The organism is Acinetobacter sp. Ac_5812, assembly GCF_013072695.1.
In the GTDB taxonomy this organism is placed as follows: Bacteria; Pseudomonadota; Gammaproteobacteria; order Pseudomonadales; family Moraxellaceae; genus Acinetobacter.
Genome location: NZ_LXUK01000009.1, coordinates 104,657 through 126,654, shown reverse-complemented (window position 1 = coordinate 126,654; position 21,998 = coordinate 104,657). Strand labels below are relative to the sequence as shown.

Annotated in this window: 21 protein-coding genes; 14 read left to right on the top strand and 7 right to left on the bottom strand. The window is 39.8% G+C overall.

All coding sequences use genetic code 11. The features are described 5' to 3' along the window. Window positions 1-7: 7 nt before the first annotated feature. Complete coding sequence (locus A7P55_RS08225; protein ID WP_171551773.1) at window positions 8-556, bottom strand: TetR/AcrR family transcriptional regulator; 549 nt, start codon at window positions 554-556, stop codon at window positions 8-10. A gap of 186 nt (window positions 557-742) precedes the next feature. Between A7P55_RS08225 and A7P55_RS08220 the strand changes: the two genes are divergently transcribed. From A7P55_RS08220 to A7P55_RS08205, 4 genes are all read left to right on the top strand, one after another. Further along, complete coding sequence (locus A7P55_RS08220; protein ID WP_065343557.1) at window positions 743-1,420, top strand: DUF1345 domain-containing protein; 678 nt, start codon at window positions 743-745, stop codon at window positions 1,418-1,420. A 100-nt stretch (window positions 1,421-1,520) separates the two neighbouring features. Further along, window positions 1,521-2,288, top strand: coding sequence for a class I SAM-dependent methyltransferase (locus A7P55_RS08215; protein WP_171551772.1), 768 nt, complete (start codon window positions 1,521-1,523; stop codon window positions 2,286-2,288). 103 nt (window positions 2,289-2,391) lie between these two features. After that, complete coding sequence (locus tag A7P55_RS08210; RefSeq protein ID WP_171551771.1) at window positions 2,392-3,000, top strand: hypothetical protein; 609 nt, start codon at window positions 2,392-2,394, stop codon at window positions 2,998-3,000. A gap of 7 nt (window positions 3,001-3,007) precedes the next feature. Next, window positions 3,008-3,526 carry a hypothetical protein gene (locus A7P55_RS08205; RefSeq protein WP_171551770.1) on the top strand — a complete coding sequence of 173 codons (519 nt, stop codon included), beginning with the start codon at window positions 3,008-3,010 and terminating at the stop codon, window positions 3,524-3,526. 111 nt (window positions 3,527-3,637) lie between these two features. Here A7P55_RS08205 and A7P55_RS08200 read toward each other — a convergent pair whose 3' ends face one another. Beyond that, entirely contained in the window at window positions 3,638-5,260 is a 1,623-nt protein-coding gene (locus A7P55_RS08200; RefSeq protein WP_171551769.1) for an oleate hydratase, read from the bottom strand. A gap of 400 nt (window positions 5,261-5,660) precedes the next feature. Between A7P55_RS08200 and A7P55_RS08195 the strand changes: the two genes are divergently transcribed. Continuing rightward, window positions 5,661-6,242 (top strand): LysE family translocator, encoded by a 582-nt coding sequence (locus tag A7P55_RS08195; protein ID WP_171551843.1) that lies wholly within the window; start codon window positions 5,661-5,663, stop codon window positions 6,240-6,242. Between the two features lie 61 nt (window positions 6,243-6,303). Here A7P55_RS08195 and A7P55_RS08190 read toward each other — a convergent pair whose 3' ends face one another. Then, window positions 6,304-7,281, bottom strand: coding sequence for an MBL fold metallo-hydrolase (locus A7P55_RS08190; protein WP_171551768.1), 978 nt, complete (start codon window positions 7,279-7,281; stop codon window positions 6,304-6,306). A 392-nt stretch (window positions 7,282-7,673) separates the two neighbouring features. Between A7P55_RS08190 and A7P55_RS08185 the strand changes: the two genes are divergently transcribed. Continuing rightward, window positions 7,674-8,570 (top strand): hypothetical protein, encoded by an 897-nt coding sequence (locus A7P55_RS08185; protein ID WP_171551767.1) that lies wholly within the window; start codon window positions 7,674-7,676, stop codon window positions 8,568-8,570. A 48-nt stretch (window positions 8,571-8,618) separates the two neighbouring features. Here the strand turns inward: A7P55_RS08185 and metG are convergent, their stop codons facing one another. Next, the gene (gene metG, locus A7P55_RS08180) at window positions 8,619-10,676 is read right to left on the bottom strand and encodes a methionine--tRNA ligase (protein ID WP_171551766.1); all 2,058 of its coding nucleotides are present in this window, start codon (window positions 10,674-10,676) and stop codon (window positions 8,619-8,621) included. 202 nt (window positions 10,677-10,878) lie between these two features. On the opposite strand from metG, the gene A7P55_RS08175 reads away from it, so the two are divergent. Further along, window positions 10,879-11,346, top strand: a complete 468-nt coding sequence (locus tag A7P55_RS08175) for a hypothetical protein (RefSeq protein ID WP_171551765.1) — start codon at window positions 10,879-10,881, stop codon at window positions 11,344-11,346. Between the two features lie 26 nt (window positions 11,347-11,372). Here the strand turns inward: A7P55_RS08175 and A7P55_RS08170 are convergent, their stop codons facing one another. Continuing rightward, a complete protein-coding gene (locus A7P55_RS08170) occupies window positions 11,373-11,870 on the bottom strand; it encodes a hypothetical protein (protein WP_171551764.1) in 498 nt (165 codons plus the stop codon). A gap of 109 nt (window positions 11,871-11,979) precedes the next feature. On the opposite strand from A7P55_RS08170, the gene A7P55_RS08165 reads away from it, so the two are divergent. Together A7P55_RS08165 and A7P55_RS08160 are read left to right on the top strand one after the other, a co-directional pair. After that, entirely contained in the window at window positions 11,980-12,516 is a 537-nt protein-coding gene (locus tag A7P55_RS08165) for a GNAT family N-acetyltransferase (protein WP_171551763.1), read from the top strand. A gap of 189 nt (window positions 12,517-12,705) precedes the next feature. After that, on the top strand, window positions 12,706-13,155 hold the full coding sequence (locus A7P55_RS08160) for a hypothetical protein (RefSeq protein WP_016541670.1): 450 nt from the start codon (window positions 12,706-12,708) through the stop codon (window positions 13,153-13,155). 94 nt (window positions 13,156-13,249) lie between these two features. Here A7P55_RS08160 and A7P55_RS08155 read toward each other — a convergent pair whose 3' ends face one another. Next, window positions 13,250-13,930 carry a hypothetical protein gene (locus tag A7P55_RS08155; protein ID WP_171551762.1) on the bottom strand — a complete coding sequence of 227 codons (681 nt, stop codon included), beginning with the start codon at window positions 13,928-13,930 and terminating at the stop codon, window positions 13,250-13,252. Between the two features lie 264 nt (window positions 13,931-14,194). On the opposite strand from A7P55_RS08155, the gene apbC reads away from it, so the two are divergent. Next, window positions 14,195-15,424 carry an iron-sulfur cluster carrier protein ApbC gene (gene apbC / locus A7P55_RS08150; protein WP_171551761.1) on the top strand — a complete coding sequence of 410 codons (1,230 nt, stop codon included), beginning with the start codon at window positions 14,195-14,197 and terminating at the stop codon, window positions 15,422-15,424. A gap of 147 nt (window positions 15,425-15,571) precedes the next feature. Beyond that, a complete protein-coding gene (locus A7P55_RS08145) occupies window positions 15,572-16,450 on the top strand; it encodes a 5'-methylthioadenosine/S-adenosylhomocysteine nucleosidase (protein ID WP_171551760.1) in 879 nt (292 codons plus the stop codon). Between the two features lie 24 nt (window positions 16,451-16,474). Here the strand turns inward: A7P55_RS08145 and A7P55_RS08140 are convergent, their stop codons facing one another. Further along, on the bottom strand, window positions 16,475-17,032 hold the full coding sequence (locus A7P55_RS08140) for a DUF2062 domain-containing protein (protein ID WP_017402057.1): 558 nt from the start codon (window positions 17,030-17,032) through the stop codon (window positions 16,475-16,477). Between the two features lie 316 nt (window positions 17,033-17,348). Here A7P55_RS08140 and A7P55_RS08135 point away from each other — a divergent pair, with 316 nt between their 5' ends. From A7P55_RS08135 to A7P55_RS08125, 3 genes are all read left to right on the top strand, one after another. Next, window positions 17,349-17,942 (top strand): LysE family transporter, encoded by a 594-nt coding sequence (locus tag A7P55_RS08135; protein WP_171551759.1) that lies wholly within the window; start codon window positions 17,349-17,351, stop codon window positions 17,940-17,942. Window positions 17,943-18,048: 106 nt separating this feature from the next. Then, a complete protein-coding gene (gene dcd, locus A7P55_RS08130) occupies window positions 18,049-18,618 on the top strand; it encodes a dCTP deaminase (RefSeq protein ID WP_003653416.1) in 570 nt (189 codons plus the stop codon). Window positions 18,619-18,991: 373 nt separating this feature from the next. Further along, window positions 18,992-21,922, top strand: a complete 2,931-nt coding sequence (locus A7P55_RS08125; RefSeq protein WP_171551758.1) for a filamentous hemagglutinin N-terminal domain-containing protein — start codon at window positions 18,992-18,994, stop codon at window positions 21,920-21,922. Window positions 21,923-21,998: the final 76 nt, after the last annotated feature.

The following is a 21,998-nucleotide window of genomic DNA, read 5'->3' as shown; positions in this document are numbered from 1 at the left end:
TCCCGAACTAAACTTTAATGCCGTTTAATAATAATTCTATTGCTCGTTTGGCTAAGCGCACTTGATCTGATGTATTATGCCCTTGAAATGAAGACCCCAAGATCGCCGTGATCATTCCGAAATCTTGTGGAGTAAGATCAGGACGACAAAGCTGATGTTGTATGGCTTGATCAATCAGTGGCTGTAACGCTTTATCGCGTCTTTGATAAATGTTTAGCATGATTGGGTCTTGCCGATCAATAATACGCCAGTAATCAATCAGTACAACTAAATGCGGCAGTTGTTCGATATGACCTTCAATCAAACGAATAAAACCATCATTAAATGCCAGTAAAGCCTGCGACCGTTGTTCTAAACGTGTAATCGCTCGTTCCAACAAGGCAGCCACCAGCGCTTTACGATCTGCAAAATTACGATAAAACGTTGCACGTCCCACGCCCGCATGATCAATGATGGCTTGTAATGGCACATGAACCCCTTGCCTGCGGAAGATTTCTTCGGCGGCATTGAGGAGTTCATCACGATTATGCGCTGCCAATTGCTGACGTTTTGCCATGACCTAAATTTCTTGGGAGATATAGGGTAAATTAAACGGACATTTTTGTCCGAAGTAAATATGTCGAGAAACTTTATTTTGTTTAATTTCGGTAAAATCGCAGTTCTGAGTGATTTTTCTAAGGCAATACAGTGTTAAAAAATAAGGGTAAATTACTCATGCATAAAAAATACAAATAGGTGAAACATGCAAGGATTCATCCATCGTTTAGTGAAAGGAATCAAGTATCGACCATATTTGTCTGCGACTTTTTCTTTGGGATTGTTGATTTACGGGGCTTTGCATCTGTTCACGCAATGGCATTGGGCAACCTGCTTGCAGCTCGGTTGGAATATTGCGATTTGGCTGTATTTATTTCTGACCTTGAAAATGATGTGGCACTTGGACGCCACCCATATTTTACAACGTGCCAAACAGCAGGATGAAGGCAAGTGGATGATCTTGACTGTGGTGCTGATCGCTATTGTGATTTGTTTTATTTCGATTGTGGTGCAGTTGGGACATGTGCCTAAAGATCAACCTATTTTAAAAACAGTACTCATTTTACTGACCATCGGCACGATTTTCTCGACATGGTTATTACTGCATACTTTATTTGCCATTCATTATGCACATGATTACTACCTTGCCAAAAGTCGTCATCAAGATGCAGGTCTAGATTTTCCGAAAACCGATCAACCGGATTATCTGGATTTTATCTATTTCAGTTATATCATCGGTACTTCTGCACAAACCGCTGATGTCTCGATTACCAGCTCAGAGCTTCGACATCTGAATATTTTTCATTGTGTGTTGGCCTTTATTTTCAATACCGTAATTTTGGCGGTGGCGATCAACGTGGCGGCCAGTTTGATTGGTCTTTAATTGATAACTTATTTTTATTAATTTGTATAAAATTGATCATTTTTATTTTTGGTTGTTGTTGGTTATTTTGAATTTAGACCGACAACGCAAGGATAAGAACATGAGTACCCAGCATCAAGTCAATCAACAGCAATATCAAGATAAATCTCAAGCCTATTTAAACAGTAGTGTTCACGCACAAGGGATTGAGTTTGCAAAAATGCAGCACTTGATCCAGTCACAGCAATTGAAAAAAGTGTTGGATTTAGGTTGTGGTGGTGGCCATGTCAGCTATCAAATTGCACCCTTTACCGATCAAGTGACGGCTTATGATTTAACGCCGTCAATGGTTGAATTGGTGGCTCAGCAGGCCAAGCAAAAGGGCTTTGATCATGTCAAGGCTGTACAAGGTGCAGCGGAGAGTTTAGCTTTTGCCGATCAAAGCTTTGATTGTGTGATTACGCGCTATTCAGCACATCATTGGCAAAATGTGGCACAGGCGATGGCGGAAATTCGCCGTGTATTGGTGCCGCAAGGCAAGGTGATTATTGTCGATATTTTAGGGCACTCAAATCCAGTGATGGATACCTTTTTTCAGACTATTGAAACCATTCGAGACCCAAGTCATGTGCGTAATTATAGTTTGCGAGAATGGATGCGCTTTGCTGAATATGCAGGTTTTAGGGTTGAGACTGTTGAAAAGCAGCATTTAGATTTAGAATTTACGAGTTGGACGGAGCGAATGCAAACCTCTGAATATGCAGTCCAGACCATACGGGATTTACAGCGCAAGGCATCTGATCAAGTTCAACAATATTATCGTATTCAAGCAGATGGTTCGTTTAGCAGTGAAGTGTTGTATTTGGTACTTTCAGCCTCATATGGATGAGGCCAGCAATAAAACATTGAATTCCCAATCTATTCTAAGCAGAATAAGCTGTCTATTTTGTGGCACTTAGACCACGGCTTAAATCAATTGGGTATATTATAAAATGACAAGTAGATTAATTTTAGCAATCAGTGTGCTCTGTTGCAGTAGCGTACTATGGGCGAAAGCAGAAGTTTTGGCTCAAGCGGGTGAGGTCAAAATTATTAAACGAAACTGTAATGTAAAAACCGATGCCTGTGATTATATCAAAGTCTATAAAGGTCAAGAAAAGGTCTTAATATCGCAATGGAATAAGACGGCAAGGGCCTATCAATTCACCCCAAAACAGATTGGGTTTCAACTCGGTGCAACCGGCAGCGCACATATTCTCACGGTATATGGTCAAAATAACAAGCAGCAGGAATTCTTTGAATTATTACAAATGTCACCCGATCAAAAGTGCTTTGTGACCAAACAGCAATTGGATAAAGAACATGACAAAGTGGTGTTTTACCGTTTGCCTGAATTCAAGCCTTATTTAAGCATCAGTAAAAAAGATTCAAAGTTTAGTGAGATGGGACAGATTGGCTATTCCACCTTCTTTGATGAGAGCGATGGCTCGTTTAATTTTGGCTATGATGCAGAAGAAGACGGAGAGAAATACTTTCAGGAGATCAAGGTCGAAAATCCATGTAGTTTAAAACCGAAAATCATTAAACAAGGTGATGAGTAAAATCAAAATGATGAAGCAAAATAAGATGTTGAAATTGGTGCTTGCTGCTACGGTATTGGTCGCTACACAGACTGCTTTTGCTGCGGAAAACGTCAAGAAAACACGTTATGGGCAAGTTCAAATTAAAGTCAGTCCTGAGACTGGGCAAGAAACGTTGTATTTTAATCAGAAGATGGTGTTGCCAAAAATTGAGGGCAATAACGGTCTGTCGATTGAAGGTATTTATAAACTATACATGGATGATGTGGTTTTGGTGCAAGACATTGGCGGCAGTGGTTGTCCCATCCAACTGAATTTTGTGAAAATCAGCCCAAATCAGAAAGTGACAGTTTCGCCTGTTTTTGGTTCATGTTCGGATCTCATCAAGGTTTCAGCGAAGCCGAATCAAATTATCGTGACCATGCCTGACTTTATGGGGGCACCAGAAAGTGAGGAGCAAGAACGGAAAGTTGCTCAGAAGAAAATGATTTATAGCTATGATGGAAAATTACTGAAAGCAAATGGCAAACTGCTGCTTCAAGAATAAGCGCACTCTTCTCTGCAAATTCGACTGAATCTTGCGAATAGATATAAGGACTAATCAAGTGGATGAAGTAGATCATCAAGATCTACTTCATTTTTAGCCTTTCAAAATGATTTAGTGAAACACGGTTTCTAAGGCTTTTAAACCGACGTTGGGATCGAGCAAGCCGTTATAGATTTCTGGAACTTCACGATCTACACCTAAAAGCTGATAAATGGCGAGCATGGCGCCACGAATTGAATATTCCACGGTAAACACCACATCATCTTCCAGTTCCACAAATTGACCCAAGAAGGCAAAATTAACAGCATTTTCTGGAATCAATAAGGGACGATCGCCGGCTTTACGACAGGCAAACAGGGCTGAGGCATAAGGCATCATCACCGTGCTAATGTCACTATGCGCCAGTACATGATCCAGAATATCGTCGAATCCGAGCTGATGAATTAACTCAATCACAATTTCTTGCCCAGTGGCTTCACTCATTGGTTTTTTGATGTAGTCACCGATGTGATCAATTTCAAAGCCATAGCCCCACAAAGTGAATTTACCTGCAGGTAAGTCGGCAAAATGTGGCTGTGCAGGCACAACAATGGATAAATGCCAGCCCGATTCAAACCACGTCATCAGTGCACCCGTTCCTGGTTCATTGCCTGTGTAATCAATGATGCGTTTCAGCAAGACATCATCATGCAGCGTCAGGGTAAAGGACTTCCATTTATGTTCGTCGATATTGCCATTAAAGGTCATTGGCCGGCCAAAATCAGGTGCTTTTTGTGCAAGGGTTTCCCATAAGCGCCAGCCATGATCCTGTCGATCACGAATTAAGGCAGGCACATCATTCTGACCGCCATAACGTGAATCGGCTGTAATTGAACCTAAGGTAAATAAGGCGAGATCATGTTCACCTAAGATAATCTGTTCCGTGCCTTCTGGAAGATTCAGATACAGCTTGCTTGCCTTACGCTCTTTACTCTGCTCGTCTTCAACAAAATCAGCGTCAGTGACATAAGTACCAAAGCGCACATCCACGCCTTGTTCGACCAGCCAACGTTGTAAAGGATAAATCATCGAATCATATTGATTGTATTTGGTGCGTTTAACCCCAGCCAAGGTATGGATACGGGGTAATTCCTGAATAAAGCGTAAGAAATAACGACGTAATTCTGCTGCACTATGCCATTTCTGAAAGGCAAAGGTGGTACGCCACATTCGCCAGAAATTGCTTTGAAAAAATGCATCATCAAAAAATTCATCAATACGACGACTGCCAATCCGTTCTTCTTTGAGTGCCAATAGACGTAGCATCTGCGCGCGATTTAATGTGGATAAACCGAGCTTTTCGGCTTCTGCAATGACATGATTCGCATCGATTAAACGGGCTTGGGCATGGGTTTTAATTTTTTCATTAAATTCGCGACATTCCTCACGGACAGAAATATTGGGATCTTCCAGTGAGGGGATGCTAGAGAATAGATCCCATGTGCAGAGATAGGTTTCATCGGTCAGCATTCGTCCGCCACGCGTCACCCAAGCATGATTGGGGTTGAGTGGGTTATGTCCACCATCCATTGAACCACCTGAAACCTCAAGCTCTTCTAAAATATGAATGTTTTGGGCGGGTACTTTGGCGTCACGAATGGCAAAGGCTGCTGCCGCCATGCCGGCAATACCGCCGCCAATGATCCAGAGATGTGATTGTGAAGGGTCTAAAGTTTTCAGTTTTTTAGTTTGCATCTAATGTGCCTCGGTTATCGTTATTGATGAAAATGAATTTAATCCATAATTTTATTATGGGATTTAAGTTGCTAAAAATAAATGAAAGTTACATTAAAATGGATGACAAATTTTGATCATAAAATTAGTTTTATAGAAAAATTGGATACTTGATTTATGGCGGAGATGAATATGCTATTTTTAAGTGTTTGATATTCATTATGAATTGAGTCTTTGCTCTAGTTTATTGCTTTCTAGTTTGATGACGTCGATTGAAGCACTCAAAAATTGCTGAGATTAGTCAAAATTTTTATATCTTCTCGCTCTACTTTTTCAGTAAAATTAATATTTGAAAATTATTCTAATCTAGAGGTTTTACTTGGAATCGTTATTGATTTTAGGCTCAATTGCTTTGGCGTTAATGTTGGGTGCAATCAGCCCTGGCCCTACCTTTATTTATGTGGCTAAAAACTCAATTGCGATTTCTCGTAAGCATGGACTGTTTACCGCCTTGGGAACAGGGACGGGTGCAGCTTTATTTGGTTTGCTTGCGGTCATGGGCTTGCAAGCGATTCTATTGGCGGTGCCTTCTGCCTATATCGCGCTAAAAATATTTGGTGGTCTGTACTTGCTTTGGCTGGCCTATAAAATTATCAAACATGCTAAAGAACCGATGGAAGCAGTCAATGGTACTGTGAATCGCATGAGCTATGCACAAGCCTTTCGTTTAGGGCTGATTACTCAGCTCAGTAACCCGAAAATAGCCATTATTCTTGCCAGTATTTTTACGGCTTTATTACCGAAAGAGATCCCAAGTTATTACTATGTGGTGTTGCCAATGCTGTGCTTCTTTATTGATGCCGGTTGGTACTCGCTGGTTGCAGTGGCACTGTCAGCAGAAGGCCCACGTAAAGTTTATTTAAAATCAAAATCGATATTTGATCGCATCGCCGGTGGCGTTATGACCTTGCTGGGATTAAAGCTGATCTTTGGTATGAAATAATAGAGCAGAAAAAGCGACCGAGAAGGTCGCTTTTTTATTGCCTAAAATCAGCTTGTTCAGCTTAATCTTTAAAGTGTACAGGAATCCATTGATAGCTTTTTCCATCGGCTGAATATATATGCCCAATGCCCGGGAAAGGTAAATGTGGTGCAGCAATGGTTTGTCCATTTTTAGCAAAATCAGCAAATTGTTTTAAGCGTGTAGCCACTGCTTTTTTCGGATCAATATCATATTCAATCGCAGTTTCTGGTTTATCAAATTGCACAGTATGTGAATGCACAATATCTCCAATAAACACCACACTTTCACCTTTGCTTTTTAATTCATAGCTAAAGTGACCAGGCGTATGTCCCGTCGTATTAATGACTTTAAAACCTTGAATTTCATCACCGAGTTTATAGGTCTTAAAGCGTTGTTGGGCTTGGTAAGGCGCAATCGCTTGCTTAATGTGCTTTACGGTTCCTTCATAACCTGCTTGTTTGTCTTTTGGAAGCTTAGCTGCCTGTTTTGGATCGAGCCAGTAATTGGCTTCATCACTGGAAACGTACACGGTTGCATTGGGGAAGTTAGCAACACCATCTTTGCTGATGCCACACACATGGTCGGGATGTAAATGCGTGAGTAAAATGGTATCGACCTGTTCAGGTTTGTAGCCTGAAGCCTCTAGGTTTTTTAGAATTGAGCCTAAATGTGCACCAAAACAACTGGCAGCACCGCTATCGACGAGTACCAATGATTTTCCTGTATTCACAAGAAAAGCATTGATGGAGGTCTGTACGCCTTTGTCTTGATCGGCGTAGTATTTCTTTAAGATGTGTTGGACTTGTTGCGGTGAAATATCTTTAAACAAGCTTGGTGACATAAAGTTCGTGCCATCGAGTAGAGCGGTAATTTGTACATCACCGACTTGATGTTGATAAAAGCCAGCGACTTGTTTTTGTTGTTCAATGATCGGCAGGGTTTTGCTTGTTTCTGCATGGCTGAGTAAAGGGAAGCTGCTCAAGAATGAGACGGAAAGAAGTAGGGCAGTTTTTTTCATTTATAAATATTCTCGAATTTAGTTGAATTGTCTACTTTTTAGCATGTGAGAAGGATTTTTTCATCTGTTTTTTTATTGATAGAATATTGTGATCATAGGTATCACAGAAATCCCAATTCAAACATCTAAAAACAGAAGAAAAGCTCGAGTGATAAGAAAAATATGTATACGATTAAATATAGGCTTCGATTGGCTACAAAGCTCAGAAAATTCTAAGTTTATGTGCTGGTTGGAATTCAATGCAAGATTTTGAGATATTTAAAAGAAAGTTAATTAAATCTATTTAAGCAATTTATTCTTGCAGATAAAGATTATCAGCAGGTTAATGCATTTTTTCTGAATAGCCTTGTTTTCATCCAAAGCTACAAGAAAATCTAAATTAGAAATAACTTATGAATAAAATATTGGAACATGGGGGGAATTCTGTGTCTTATAAAATATTAAATTATTATGGAAAGATATTTATCATTTTCATCATCATTTTTTCAAGTAAATATGTTTATGCTGAACGGGTTGCCGATCCTGATACATTTTTAAAAATGCTCATTTCGCAACAATTACTTTTTGCAGATTGCCGAGAGAAATATCCACAACAAATGCAGGAAATTTATGGGGCTGAAACCAACGTGTTTGAAGCTTTAGATAAAGATGGTCGATATGATAAAAATTTTAAGGCAAATGTGGATAAGGTATTTATTCATTTAGATCCTGAAAAAAAGCAAAGTTTGACACAGGATGTAACGAGTGAATTTAAGCAAGTAAAAAATAAAGAGGGAGTGCTTTGTACAAATTTTTTAACCCAAAAGAAACACATAAATCTTAAGTTGAATAAAATTGTATATGATCCAAAGACTATGCTTTTTTATTTAAATATTCAAAATTATTGGTTACAAGGCAAGATAACAAGCGATGCGTTACCATGTGATTGTGATAAGAAAAAGACAAATTTAGAAGAAGTCCGCCAATTCACTCTAAAAAACCAGAATAAAATTTTAAAAACTGATCTTCTATATATGCAGCAACGAGAAGATGGTGTGAATGCAGCATCCATGATGATTATGTGGAGAAATGATCATCAAGAATTAAGTCAAAGTGAAACTCAAGCATTGAGTGAAAAAAATCGTATTATTGATGATTTTGGTTTTGAATCTATTGTACCTATAGAGCCGGCAACTCTACCAGCTAATCTAACAAGCTTTTTGGAAGGGGAATATGCTTTAACTTATGAGTGTAAAATTGACTATATTCATGCAGAAAATACAACATGTATAAAAACATTGATTAAATGATGGTGACAATATGACAAGGCTTCCGAAGAGGCCTTGTCATATATTCGATTAAGACACTTTATCGCCTGGTTTCGCGCCAGATTCAGGTGAAATCACCCAAACCCCTTCGCCATTACCTGCTGCAAGTACCATACCGTTAGAAATACCAAAACGCATTTTACGCGGTGCAAGGTTGGCGACCATCACCACCAATTTGTCTTTTAGATCTTCTGGCTGATAAAACTCACGAATACCACTAAACACATTACGCGGTTCAGCTTCACCTACATCCAAAGTTAGTTGTAGCAATTTATCAGAACCTTCAACTGTTGCAGCTTCTAATACTTTTGCTACACGAAGATCAATTTTCATGAAATCTTCAATACCAATGATTTCAGCTTCACCTACTTTTGGCTCAGGCTTCTTCTCGGCTTTCTTGTCTTTTTTCTTCTCTGCTTTTGGCGTTTCTGCCGCCGCAGCTAAAGAATCTTTAGATGCATCCACCATTGCAGCCACAGCTTTGGCATCAACACGTTGCATTAATGGCTGGAATTGCGCAATTTCATGTGCAAGCAAAATTTGCTGACGTGATGCAAAGTCGAAGCTTTCAAGCTGTAAGAAGGCTTGAACCTGTGCAGCAAGCGTTGGTAAGACTGGCGCCAAGTAAATCGCAAGTTGACGGAATAAGTTAATACCCACCGAGCATACATCATGAACTTGTTGTTCCTGACCTTCTTGCTTGGCAAGTGCCCACGGTTTTTTCTCATCAATATACTGATTGGCACGGTCAGCCAATGCCATGATCTCACGAATTGCTGCTGAGAATTCACGTGCTTCATAAGCCTGTGCGATTGAATCACCGGCATCAATAAAGCTTTGAACCAGTTCAGATTCTGCACATGTATTCGACAATGTATTATTGAAGTTGGTGTTAATGAATTTTGCACAACGGCTAGCAATATTCACCACTTTACCGACAAGGTCAGAATTTACTTTTTGAACGAAGTCATCTAGGTTTAAATCTGAATCTTCAACTTTGTCAGACAGCTTAGACGCAAAGTAGTAGCGTAAATATTCAGGATTTAAATGTTCTAAATAGGTTTCAGCTTTAATGAAGGTACCGCGAGACTTCGACATCTTCTGACCATTCACCGTCAAGAAACCATTCACAAATAAACCTGATGGGGTACGGTAGTTAGCACCTTCAAGCATTGCAGGCCAGAACAGCGCATGGAAGTAAACGATGTCTTTACCAATGAAGTGATAGACTTCTTTATCGCTGTCTTTTTTCCAGAAATCATCAAAGCTTAGATCTGGGCGTTTAGTTTTGATGTAGTTTTCAAAACTCGACATATAACCAATCGGTGCATCGACCCAAACGTAGAAATATTTATTTGGCGCATCCGGAATTTCAAAACCGAAATAAGGTGCATCACGCGAAATATCCCAATCCGATAAACCTGCTTCAAACCATTCGTCTAGCTTGTTGGCAATCGAAACAGGTAAACGACCTTGGTCACGTGTCCACTTTTGTAAGTATTCTGAGAAATTCGGAAGTTTAAAGAAGTAGTGGTCTGATGATTTCTCAACTGGGGTCGCACCACTTAACGTTGAACGCGGGTTTTCTAATTCAGTGGCGTTGTAGGTTGTACCGCACACTTCACAAGCGTCGCCGTATTGATCTTCTGACTTACATTTCGGGCATGTACCTTTAATGAATCGGTCAGACAGGAACATGCCTTTTTCAGGATCGAATAACTGAGTAACAGGGCGAATTGCAATATTGCCTGCTTCACGGTTTTTGATATAGATTTCTTCTGAACGTGCTTTATTCTCATCACTATTGGTTGAATCATAGTGATCGAAATGTACGCCAAAACCATCAAAGTCACGGATATGTTCTTTCTGAACATTGGCAATTTGTTGTTCTGGGCTGATGCCGTTCGCTTCAGCACGTAGCATGATTGCAGTACCGTGAGCATCATCCGCACATACATAAGTCACATCATGGCCCATTGCACGCATCGCACGAACCCAAATATCTGCTTGGATATAACCGAGTAAGTGACCCATATGGATAGGACCATTGGCATAAGGTAGGGCATTGGTGACTAAAATTTTACGCACGGATATTGTTCTCTCATTCGTATTTGCAAGGCAGATGATTTTACATGACTTGGCCTCGACTTGCACAAGGGATTCAGTGAAATCTTTTCAAGCCTCGTTTTTAATTATTCTAGAACTTCATTAAAGCTTCACTTGCACTTCAATCAAAACACATTTCCTTTATTGATAATGGCTGCATGGTCAATAAATAAAGGAAACAATAATGAGGTCTTGGCATTTGCTTTGCGCATCGTTTTGCGCCAGCATGACATCAGTTTTTAGTTTTGTGATTCCGTATTGTTTGTTCTTAAACTTTCAACAAAACCATTTATTGCATGTGGTCAGCAATGCAATGCAAGTGATGCTGTATCTCATCCCATTTCTCGTCGTGCTTGCTTTTATCTTCTACGTCATTGTTCTATCAGTATTGAAATTACCCAGTAAGATATTTGATTTGGTGCAGTTTTTTAAAGTCAGTCTGGTCTTTTTTATGGGATGGATGTGCTTAGTATTGATAATTTTATTTGAAGATCAGGTCAATGGTTTTGATTTTGAAACATTGGCCATGAGCCTTTTCATCTTTGTTGCGGTTACACCTGTGCTTGCATTGGGTTGTATCAGTGCCAATTGTTGTTATGTGTTGATGTGCAAAAAGAAGTATGGCGATTTAAATCAATTTAAGAGGATCTAGAGGAGGAGAGTATGCATCCCGAAGGATTACATACTCTGCATTTGTTTAACGGTGATGCTGTCCTTTGAATTTTTTCTTAAAGAGATAATCTTTCCTTTCGATAGGAAATGGATGTGATAGCTCTTTAAGCCGTCCGTTTTCGGATCAAGGGTAATTTCAGCAAACATCGGTGTTTGCCAAAGTTCATCACTGCCCAAAGTTCCTAACCACGCTTGTGCTTTTAGTGCCAGCGTAAATTCATCTTTGACTTCAAGCTCAGTAATGCTGAGTTCACTGCACCAATGTTCTGTTTTAGGAAATTCGGCTTTAGAAAATTTCCAGCAGATTGTAAGTGCCAGACTACTTTCAACAGGTGCTTTATCGTCACTTTGCTGATCAATCACTGGAATTAACTGTTCAGCCAGATCCTTTTCAAACGAGAGAATCATGTTCTGGATTCTTCGTTTACTGGAAAGAATATAGTTCAAGCGTTTTTCTTGGGCCTGAAGTTCATGCTGAATTTCTAAAAGTTCATTTTCATTCATATTAGGTAATTCTGACAACGAGGTCTATGATTGAGATATTGCGGAAGTATATCCGAACTATCTCCTTATATTGTTAATAGTTTTTAATACACATTTATTGGTTGCAAAAATGATCGAAACAGCTCGACTGCGTTTAAGACAGTGGCAAGCAGAGGACTATGCATCCTTTGCCGCTATGGGTACTAATCCACAGGTGATGGAATATTTCCCTAAACTCCTGACTCGAGCAGAAAGCGATGCCATGATCGATAAAATGAAATCGATTATCGACACACAAGGCTGGGGCTTTTGGGCGGTTGAATTAAAACACAACCAGCAATTTATTGGTTTTACTGGTTTACATGATCAACCGACACAATTTTCATTTTCGCCGTGTGTGGAAATTGGATGGCGACTCGATCCAGCCTTTTGGGGGCAGGGTTATGCGCCAGAAGCGGCTCAAGCCGCTCTCGCATTTGCTTTTGATCTATTGAAACTGGAGAAAGTGGTTGCATTTACCACTTTGGAAAATACCAAATCACAAACGGTGATGCGGAAATTAAAGATGCAAAAAGTGTCTGAGTTTCAACATCCCGCTTTAGCGACGGAGCATCCTTTAAGTTGGCATGTACTGTATGAAATTCTAAGACATGATTTTATTGAATAAATGGGATGTTATTCATTTATATGATTTTTATATCTAAAAATGAATAGCTTTAACAATCCGCAATTAATTGAATCTTCCTGTATCCCATTTGTTTCAATTTGCAGCAATGGGCAAAAAAAAACTCCAAACACGGTATAACTAAGGTTGATCCAAACAATATGTTTTTTACCTATAGAGTGAGGAAATACCATGACAAACGAAAAACTTGATGAATTAAAAGACCAAGCAGCAGAATTGGGTAATGACTTAAAATACAAAGCAAAAGAAGCTCAGTTACAAGGTGAAAAAGCAGTTGATGACTTAAAGCATTCCGCAGAGGAATTAAAGTTAAAAGGCGAAAAAGCCCTTGATGATCTCAAGAAAGATGTTTCTGAGCAAAATGCTGAAGGTAAGGAGGCGGTTTCAAATAAAGTGGATGATCTTAAAGCCAAACTTGAAGATACCCAACACGCAGTTCAAGACAAGTTTGATCACTTTAAAGAAGAAGCTGGCCATAAACTGGATGATGCCAAAGCCAAGGCTGCTGAATTGAAAGATGAAGCGGCTGCCAAATTTGATGATCTAAAAGCTCAAGCCAGTCATAAGCTGGATGATTTAAAGAAAGCTGCAACGGATACCATCAATAAATTCAAAGGTTAAGCTTGTTAACCGAAGGATTGACCAAAAATATTCCTCAAACATATGTAAGGTATGTTTGAGGATTTTTATTTAAATCTTTTAAAATTGTTTTCTATCAGGTCGTGCAAATGAATCGAACAGGTTGATTGATGGACATATCGGTATATTGTTGGCGTTGTAGATCGAAAATCCTATAAAAGGGCTGAGTACGTTTTTGATAAGGAAAAAGCTGATTCATTAATGCTGTTTCTAAGGCTGGCTGAGTCTGTTGCTGGTGTATTTTGCCTTCTTTATCGATGTAGATTTTTACATTCAATCTGAAAGATTCACCTTCTAATGGAACACTTTTTTGTAAAAGCAAACAGGCCATTTCAGTTAAGGGAGACGGTGAGGCAACCCGTCGAATACGTTGTGTAACAGCTTGATCTTGCATGGAAATAAAAGAATAAACTTGCTCATAGTTTGAGAACATGCGTCTGTTAGTGTGATCATGCTGTTCTGCCGAGGTCTCCTGAGTGGGTAAATCCTCTGGCTTTATCTGTTGCGCAAGCGCTAAGGCATGGCGATTAAGTATGTCTGAACTGCTTGCTTTGAATAGTTGAATCTTTAATCCGTTTTTTTCTGGGCTAATTCGAATCGAGATCTTAATTTCTGATGACGCAGCTTGATCTTTGTGCTTATTTACCACGATTTCTGTTTGTGACGGCAATTGATAAATAGCACGATTAATCGATTCTTGGGCAAATAGCGGGACGTAAGCAAATAGACTGCAAATCATCAAATAATATCGTGTCATTGAACCCTCCAAAGTTAAGCATAAACATCATGCGACTCAGCATATGATGCAAGAGCAACCCCATATTTTTCATGGTCGATATGATCAGCTTAACAAGATATCCCATTCCTGTGAAAAGTATCAGTTACTGCAGATTGAAATTTAAAGCAGAAAAGTTGCTATAAAAAATGAGCAATTATCTACTTTGATATGAGCGTCAATTCTTCAATACTGCTAAACTAACCAAACTCAGTGAAATGTTGATCTGTTTTTGGAGTAAACAAAATGTCGTGGCTTTCTTCCTTAAAATCTGTTTTTTCACCAGCACAAGAAGTGAAGGAAGACGAGATTCAAACAGTTCTACAAAATTATGTACTGCCACATTCTGAAAATAGTCTGAAAGATCGTATCAGCCAAGTCAATGTACAAGGTCGTATTTTACAACTTACAGTGAATACTTTTCCTGAAGAAAAAGATCATTTACAGCAAATTCACGATGAATTGGCTGAAGCCTTGGAAAAATGCGGTATTCAAGAATTAAACTTACATATTATTCAACAAAAACATGCAGCGCATGGTGAAGCAGGTCATAGCTGCTCATCGAAGCCAAAAGCAGAAAACAGCAATTTACCCCCTGTGATGGATGCTTCACCTCAAGTAGAAGTTGATCCGAACAATCCACCAATTCAAAAAGCGGCACCCCAACAACGCGATGTGGCAGCGCATCCACGGATTCAAAATGTGATTGTGGTTTCATCTGGTAAAGGTGGAGTAGGTAAATCAACCACCACGGTGAATCTGGCACTTGCATTACAACAACTCGGCTTAAAAGTCGGTGTTTTGGATGCTGATATCTATGGCCCAAGCATTCCGACTATGTTGGGTAATGCCGGTAGAACCCCACAGATTGAAAATGAGCACTTCGTACCTTTAGATGCGTATGGTATGGCGGTACTGTCGATCGGGCATTTAATTGGTGCGCACAATACACCTGTGGCATGGCGTGGCCCGAAAGCAACAGGTGCATTGATGCAGTTATTCAATCAGACTTTATGGCCTGATCTAGATGTACTGGTCATTGATATGCCACCTGGTACAGGCGATATCCAACTGACTCTGGCACAACGTATTCCTGTGACGGGAGCCGTGATTGTGACCACACCACAAAATGTGGCGTTGATGGATGCAACCAAGGGTATTGAATTATTCAATAAAGTGAATATTCCTGTACTTGGTGTGATTGAAAATATGTCCACGCATATCTGTTCAAATTGCGGTCATGAAGAGCAGATTTTTGGCACAGGCGGTGGTGATCTGTTATCTGAGCAATATCATATTCCTTTACTTGGTCATCTACCTTTAGATGCCAAAATCCGTGAGCATGCAGATCAAGGCACACCAAGTGTGATCGCAAAAGATGCAGCCGCAGACAGCTATCTCAATATTGCACAAGCCGTGTTGCAACAAATGGAAAAGTTACCAAAACGCCAGAAAGACGATAAGCGTATCTTCTAAGATGCTTAAAAACCCAGCATATCCTGCTGGGTTTTTACTATTTGATTAAAATAAGTTTTTATTTTTACGCTTTAAAAATAAATTAAAAAAATAAAAAATGGTATGTTGCTTGCTTATCACTTGTTTTGATTTTTTGAGTATAGATCAATGATGCAATTTAAAAGCCTGATGGGTATGGTCAGTGTTTGCGCAGCTCTCGTTTTAAGTGGCTGTAATGGAGATAATTCTTCAAATCGTAATAATCAGGTACAAGAAAAGCCAAAGTTACAGCCGATTGTGATTCAAGGTGCGTTACCTGTTGAATCAGAGCGAATGGCATCAAAACTAGACAATGTGACTGTGGAAACCATTGGTGGTTGGAAGTTTTGGAAGGGCACCTATAAAGGCTATCCAATGGTGGTGTCTAAAACCCGTATGGGCATGAGCAACTCGGCCGCAGCGACAGCCATTGCAATTCAGCATTATCAACCGATTGCGATTATCAATCAGGGTACCTCGGGTGGTCATGATCCAGACTTAAAGGTATTTGATATTGTACTGGGTAAATACACCACCAATATTGGTGCATTTAAAACCCCAAATAAGCCAATTGGCGGTGGTTCTAATTCACTGGAGTGGAATGAAGCCTTTGACGTGTTACCAGAAGATGAATCTGATCCAGAACCGATTGCAATCCGCAAATTCGAAGGGGATAAGGAATTACTGGTCGCCGCTTATAAAGCCAAAGTGCATTACAGCAAAGGGCAAGTGGTTGAAGGCACCATCGGTTCAGCAGATACATGGAATAATGAACTGGATCGTATCAACTTTTTCCATACCAAATACGGAACCTCTGTAGAGGAAATGGAAGCGGCATCGGTGGCTCAAATTGCGCAACAGTTTAAAGTGCCATTCCTTGGGGTGCGTATCTTATCGAATAATATTACCAATAATGGTGCCTATGACCCCGCAACAGGCGAAGCGTGTCAGGACTATGCACTTGAGGTCGCTGAGCAATATATGAAGGCGAAAGCAGATGCTAAATAATTAATGTGATCGAGAAGAAGTCATTTAAATGGTTTCTTCTCTCTGTTGTTTTTCTCGTTTGCGCCAGCTGCGAATCACGATCCAGCGCCACATCAGGTGAGTCGCTAGATAAAATAAAACGGCAAATAAAACAGCTTCAATGATTAGACCTGAAACTAAAATTTTGGCCAAACTAAAATCAATATGACCATGCCCAAAGTTCTTAATCCAGTTTAAAATCTGATGTAACACTCCAAGCAACATCTCTTTATTGATCATATTGACGTGATAAATTTTTGTCCCAAACCAAAAGCCTAAATATAGAATTGGCACCACGGTAAAAGGATTGGTGAGCCATGCCATACAGAGGCCAATGGGTAAATTTACTTCAAAAAATAACACCGTCAGAATAATAAACAGACTATGAAATGGAACAGGCAGAATGCCCCAGAAGGTGCCAATAAACATGGCTTTTGCAATCGAGCGACGATTCACATACCAAAGCAATGGATTCAAGGCGCGATCACCAAAAATTTTCATCAGCTTTAAGCTCGCGACTTTCTCTGATGAAGGCAGCCACTTGTGAAAGAATTGCTTAGGCATAAACGCGGAAATAGACCCAGTAGGACAGATGAACAGGAAATTGTATAGAAAATAACACGATTTACTTAGTGAAAACTTAAAATACTGACAGCCATTATTGCACTAAACATAGGCCTCAGAAGAATAGCTTACATTTCTTGTATTTTAAATAGACGCTTTTTATGCTGTGACTGTTGAGTAGAGTCAACTTGTAATTCATAAAACATAGTTAAAACAGTTGCTTAAATTGCATTTGGTCATAACTGTTTACAGTTAATTTTTTGCTATGGCTTCAGAATTGGATTAATCTGAAACTATCTTCTAGTGAGGTCATTCAATGATTTCATGGTTCTTTATTGGTTTAGTCATTACCATTCTGTTGACTCCTGGTCCCACCAATACCTTATTGGCATCTTCGGGTATTCAAGTTGGATTACGCAAATCTTTACTCTTGATTCCAGCAGAAGCAATTGGCTATATCATCGCAATTAGTGCATGGGGCATGCTGATTGGTAAAGTCTCAGCGACTTTGCCTGCCTTGCCTATCTTTTTGAAATTATTAAGTGCGGGTTATATCGTTTTTCTTGCGATTAAATTATGGCGCACAGCGAACCAAGAAGTGGCTTTAAATCAACCGACCATTCGACCTAGAGAGTTGTTATGTGCAACCTTGCTTAATCCAAAAGCCCTGTTATTTGCTTCAGCGATATTTCCCGTTGCAGCATGGAAAAGCCAAGAGATTTATCTTGCGCATATGAGTACTTTTGTCGGCTTGATTTTGCCCATTGCGTTATTCTGGATTTCAGTCGGTGCAATGTTAGCAACCAATAAAGTTGCATGGCTGTCTCAATCAAAATTACAGCGCACAGCATCTGTAGTACTTATGGCTTTTGCGATCCCCATTAGCTATTCAGCATTGATCAATTTATAACTTTGACAGCGTTATCCACATAATAGGATAGTGCTGTTGTTTTCATTGATACCATTTTACGTTAAAGTACTCGCTAATTATTAACTTCGTCTATGGATAAAAAGTCATGGCAATAAAATCTGATCGTTGGATTCGTGAAATGAGCGAAAAACACGGCATGATTGAACCTTATGCAGAGAATCAAGTTCGTTTTGATGAAAACGGAGAAAAGTTGATTTCTTATGGGGTATCGAGCTATGGCTACGATGTCCGTTGTGCACGTGAATTTAAAGTGTTTACTAACGTTCATTCAGCGATTGTTGACCCAAAGAACTTCGATGATAAAAGCTTTATCGATATCGAATCTGATGTGTGTATTATTCCACCAAACTCATTTGCTTTAGCGCGTACCATTGAGTATTTCCGTATTCCACGCAATGTTTTAACCGTTTGCTTAGGTAAGTCGACTTATGCGCGTTGTGGAATTATCGTGAACGTAACGCCATTAGAGCCTGAGTGGGAAGGTCACGTTACCCTAGAATTTTCAAATACAACCAACTTACCAGCGCGTATTTATGCAGGTGAAGGTGTTGCACAAATGTTGTTCTTTGAAAGCGATGAAGTGTGTGAAACATCATATAAAGACCGTGGTGGTAAATACCAAGGTCAAACTGGTGTGACCTTACCGAAGACTTAATTTTTAATCGTTTTAAAAATTTAACCATTGATCATCGGGTCAATGGTTAATACCCTCTCAGTAAAAGCTAAATATAATGCTTATCGCATCATCATAAATCGTATCGTTTTAACGAATAATAATCCTTAAATTTTTAGTATTTCCTTATTTTTACTCAATTAGATTTATCCATCTAAATAAAATGCTCTACGTCTCATTCTCTTTAAATTCAATCTAAGTAAATCAAAATAAGTACTCACCTGTAATTTATGTGATTGCTTGATGATGTTTTAACCATTGGTCAGGAAAATATATAAATTAATCAAATAATAAAAAAGATATGCTAAAAATAAATCGCAATTTTTTAAAATATTAAGAACAGGTGGGGATAATTGTGAATAAGATCTATCAAGTAGTATGGAATGCGACGCATCTTTGCTGGCAAGCAGTGAGTGAAAAGGCTAAAGGGGGCGTGGTTGCAACGCAATCAACAACAAAAATCAAATCTAAAACCGCAGTTGCTCATACAGCAAAACGAGCAGCATTCTTTGCAGTGAATGTACTGAGTGCCAGTATTGTTTTTGCAGGACCAACAGGTGGCGTGGTGAGTTCAGGCACAGCCACGATTTCAACCGCAGGTACCACCACCACCATTAACCAGTCCACCGCAAAAGCTGCGATTGACTGGAGCAGCTTTTCCACCAATAGCAATGAAATCGTGAATTTCGTGCAACCGAATAGCAGTTCGATTACCTTAAACCGCGTTACGGGGACAAGTGCATCCAACTTAAACGGTCAGTTAAATGCCAATGGGCAAGTATTTATTATTAACCCGAATGGCGTGTTATTTGGCAGCACCTCACAGGTGAATACCGCGGGTCTGGTGGCATCGACCTTAAGCCTGAGTAATGCTGATTTTAATAACAATCTATTTAATTTTAATAACGCTACCAATAACAAAAGCGTTGAGAACCGCGGCAAAATCACTGTGCCCACAGGTGGTATAGTGGCTTTGATTGCTCCGACAGTAAAACAAACAGGAACGATTAAAGCACCACAAGGCAATGTTTTATTGGCAGCAGGCGGTGATATTACCCTGAATTTAAATAATGGCAGTTTGTTGGGGTACACCATTAATCAGGGTAAGGCACAGGCCTTGATTAACTCAGGCGGAATGATTCAGGCGGATGGCGGTAAAGTGATCCTTACTGCAAAAGGGATTGATGAATTAAGTAATGCGGTGGTGAATAGTGTTGGGGTGATCCAAGCGCAAACGGTGAATAATGTCCGTGGTGTGATTGAGCTTGGCAGTGATTTAAGCAGCGGTAAGGTAAATGTCAGCGGTACCTTAGATGCATCAGCCCCGAACGGTGGTAATGGTGGACAAATCAAAACTTCTGCGGCTGAGGTAAACATCAATTCAGGTACCAATATCACGACACAGCGAAATAGCACGAGCAGCTTACCGTCGACCACCAGTGGCTGGGAGTTGAAAGCCAAAAATGTTGATGTCGATTTCTTTGGTGGCAGTGTCAGCAGTACCACCTTGGGTGATGCTTTAAATAAAGGCAACGTCACTTTGAATGCGATGGGTACGGCAGAAGGCCAAGGCAATATTAATATCAATGATGCCACTAGTTGGAATGCTAATACCGCCCTGACACTAACCGCAAACAAAGATATTAACTTTAATAGTGATTTAGATTTAAGTGGAGATAAAGCCAAACTTGCCATGAACTATGGCGCGGGTTCGGATTACAACCTAAATAATGGCGCCAAGATTAATATCAGTGGTTCATCCCCGACCTTATTGATTAATGGAACTTCCTACATTGTGATCAATGACTTAGGTGAGGAAGGGGATGCCAATATTAATACCCTGCAAGGAATGAACAATAACTTGACCGGGAATTATGCCTTGGGTAGCAACATTGACGCCTCCGATACGGTCAATTGGAATAATGGGAAAGGTTTTGACCCAATTGGACAGGCGGTTATCGATTTGAGTCAGTTTGAGATTCAAAGCGGTATGCCCTTTCAAGGAAATTTCCATGGTTTGGGCCATACAATTGAAGGATTAACCATACAGGACCCTTTACTTAATGTGGAGAGACTGAGCGTTCATACGTTTATACCACAAGGTTTATTCAGTGTGTCATCTGGCATTTTAAGAGATATTGGGTTGGTAAATACCCAAATTAATGCTTATGTTGGGGTTGGAGCACTATCTGGTTATCATCAAAATGGGAGTGTTAAGAATGCTTACAGTACAGGTTTGATTCAAGGTGGGATATATGTTGGTGGTTTAATTGGTCTTGCTGGGAATCCTAATCAGAGTGATATGAATGGGAAAATTAGCAATAGTTATTCTAATAGCCGAATCGTTGGAGGAACGATTACAGGTGGATTAGTGGGGGCTAGTACGCTATCGATTGATAATAGTTATGCCACAGGGGATATTTCTTTACTCCCTGTAACTATGTCTGAGGAGGATGAACAAAATAAGGGCCCGAATGATTTTGGTGGAGCGTACATTGGTGGTCTGGTTGGGTTCATGAAAAATGGTATTTCTAATAGTTATGCCACAGGCAATATTATATCTGGAATGTATATTAACAATAACTTTCATCCTGAGTTGGGAATATTTGGGGCTGGAGGACTGGTTGGTAGTTTAAATCTCGATAGTGTTACTCATCATATTGATCAAAGTTATGCAACGGGGAATGTATCTGGAAAACGTAGCGTTGGCGGTTTAGTCGGTGTTACAGTTGTTAGAAGCAATTCTAATCAAGCCCAACTCTATATTAATAACAGTTTTGCGACAGGTAAGGTCGATGGCGAAAGTGCTGTTGGTGGCTTGGTTGGTGGAAATGCTGCGAATAATCTTGTACTTGGTAGTTATGCATCTGGTGAAGTGAAAGGGAAGAATGAGGTTGGTGGCTTAATTGGCTTGAATCTAGGAAAGGTCAGTAATTCTTATGCATCCAATTTAGTGGTTGGAGAGAGTCAGGTCGGAGGACTAGTGGGTTATCATACAGGTTCGATTGAAAATAGCTATTCATCTGGTGTTGTGTTAGGTGATAGTAAAACAGGGGGATTGGTTGGGGATAATCCCTATGCGAGCATAGTAATCAATAGCTACTGGAATACTGAAACATCAGGTCAATCTACCAGTGCGGGTGGTGTGGGTAAAACTACCGCTGAACTGCAAAAAATTCTGACTTTTTCAGGTTGGGATATTGCCGATGCTTCTGACCCAACTTCAAGCTCGACATGGGTGATTGATGAGGATAATGCAACTCCATGGCTCCGTTATAACCATTAAGATTAAAAGAGATTATTAAGATATAAGACCAGAGGCTTAAGCCTCTGGTCTTAAATAATAAGATATTGATTAAATT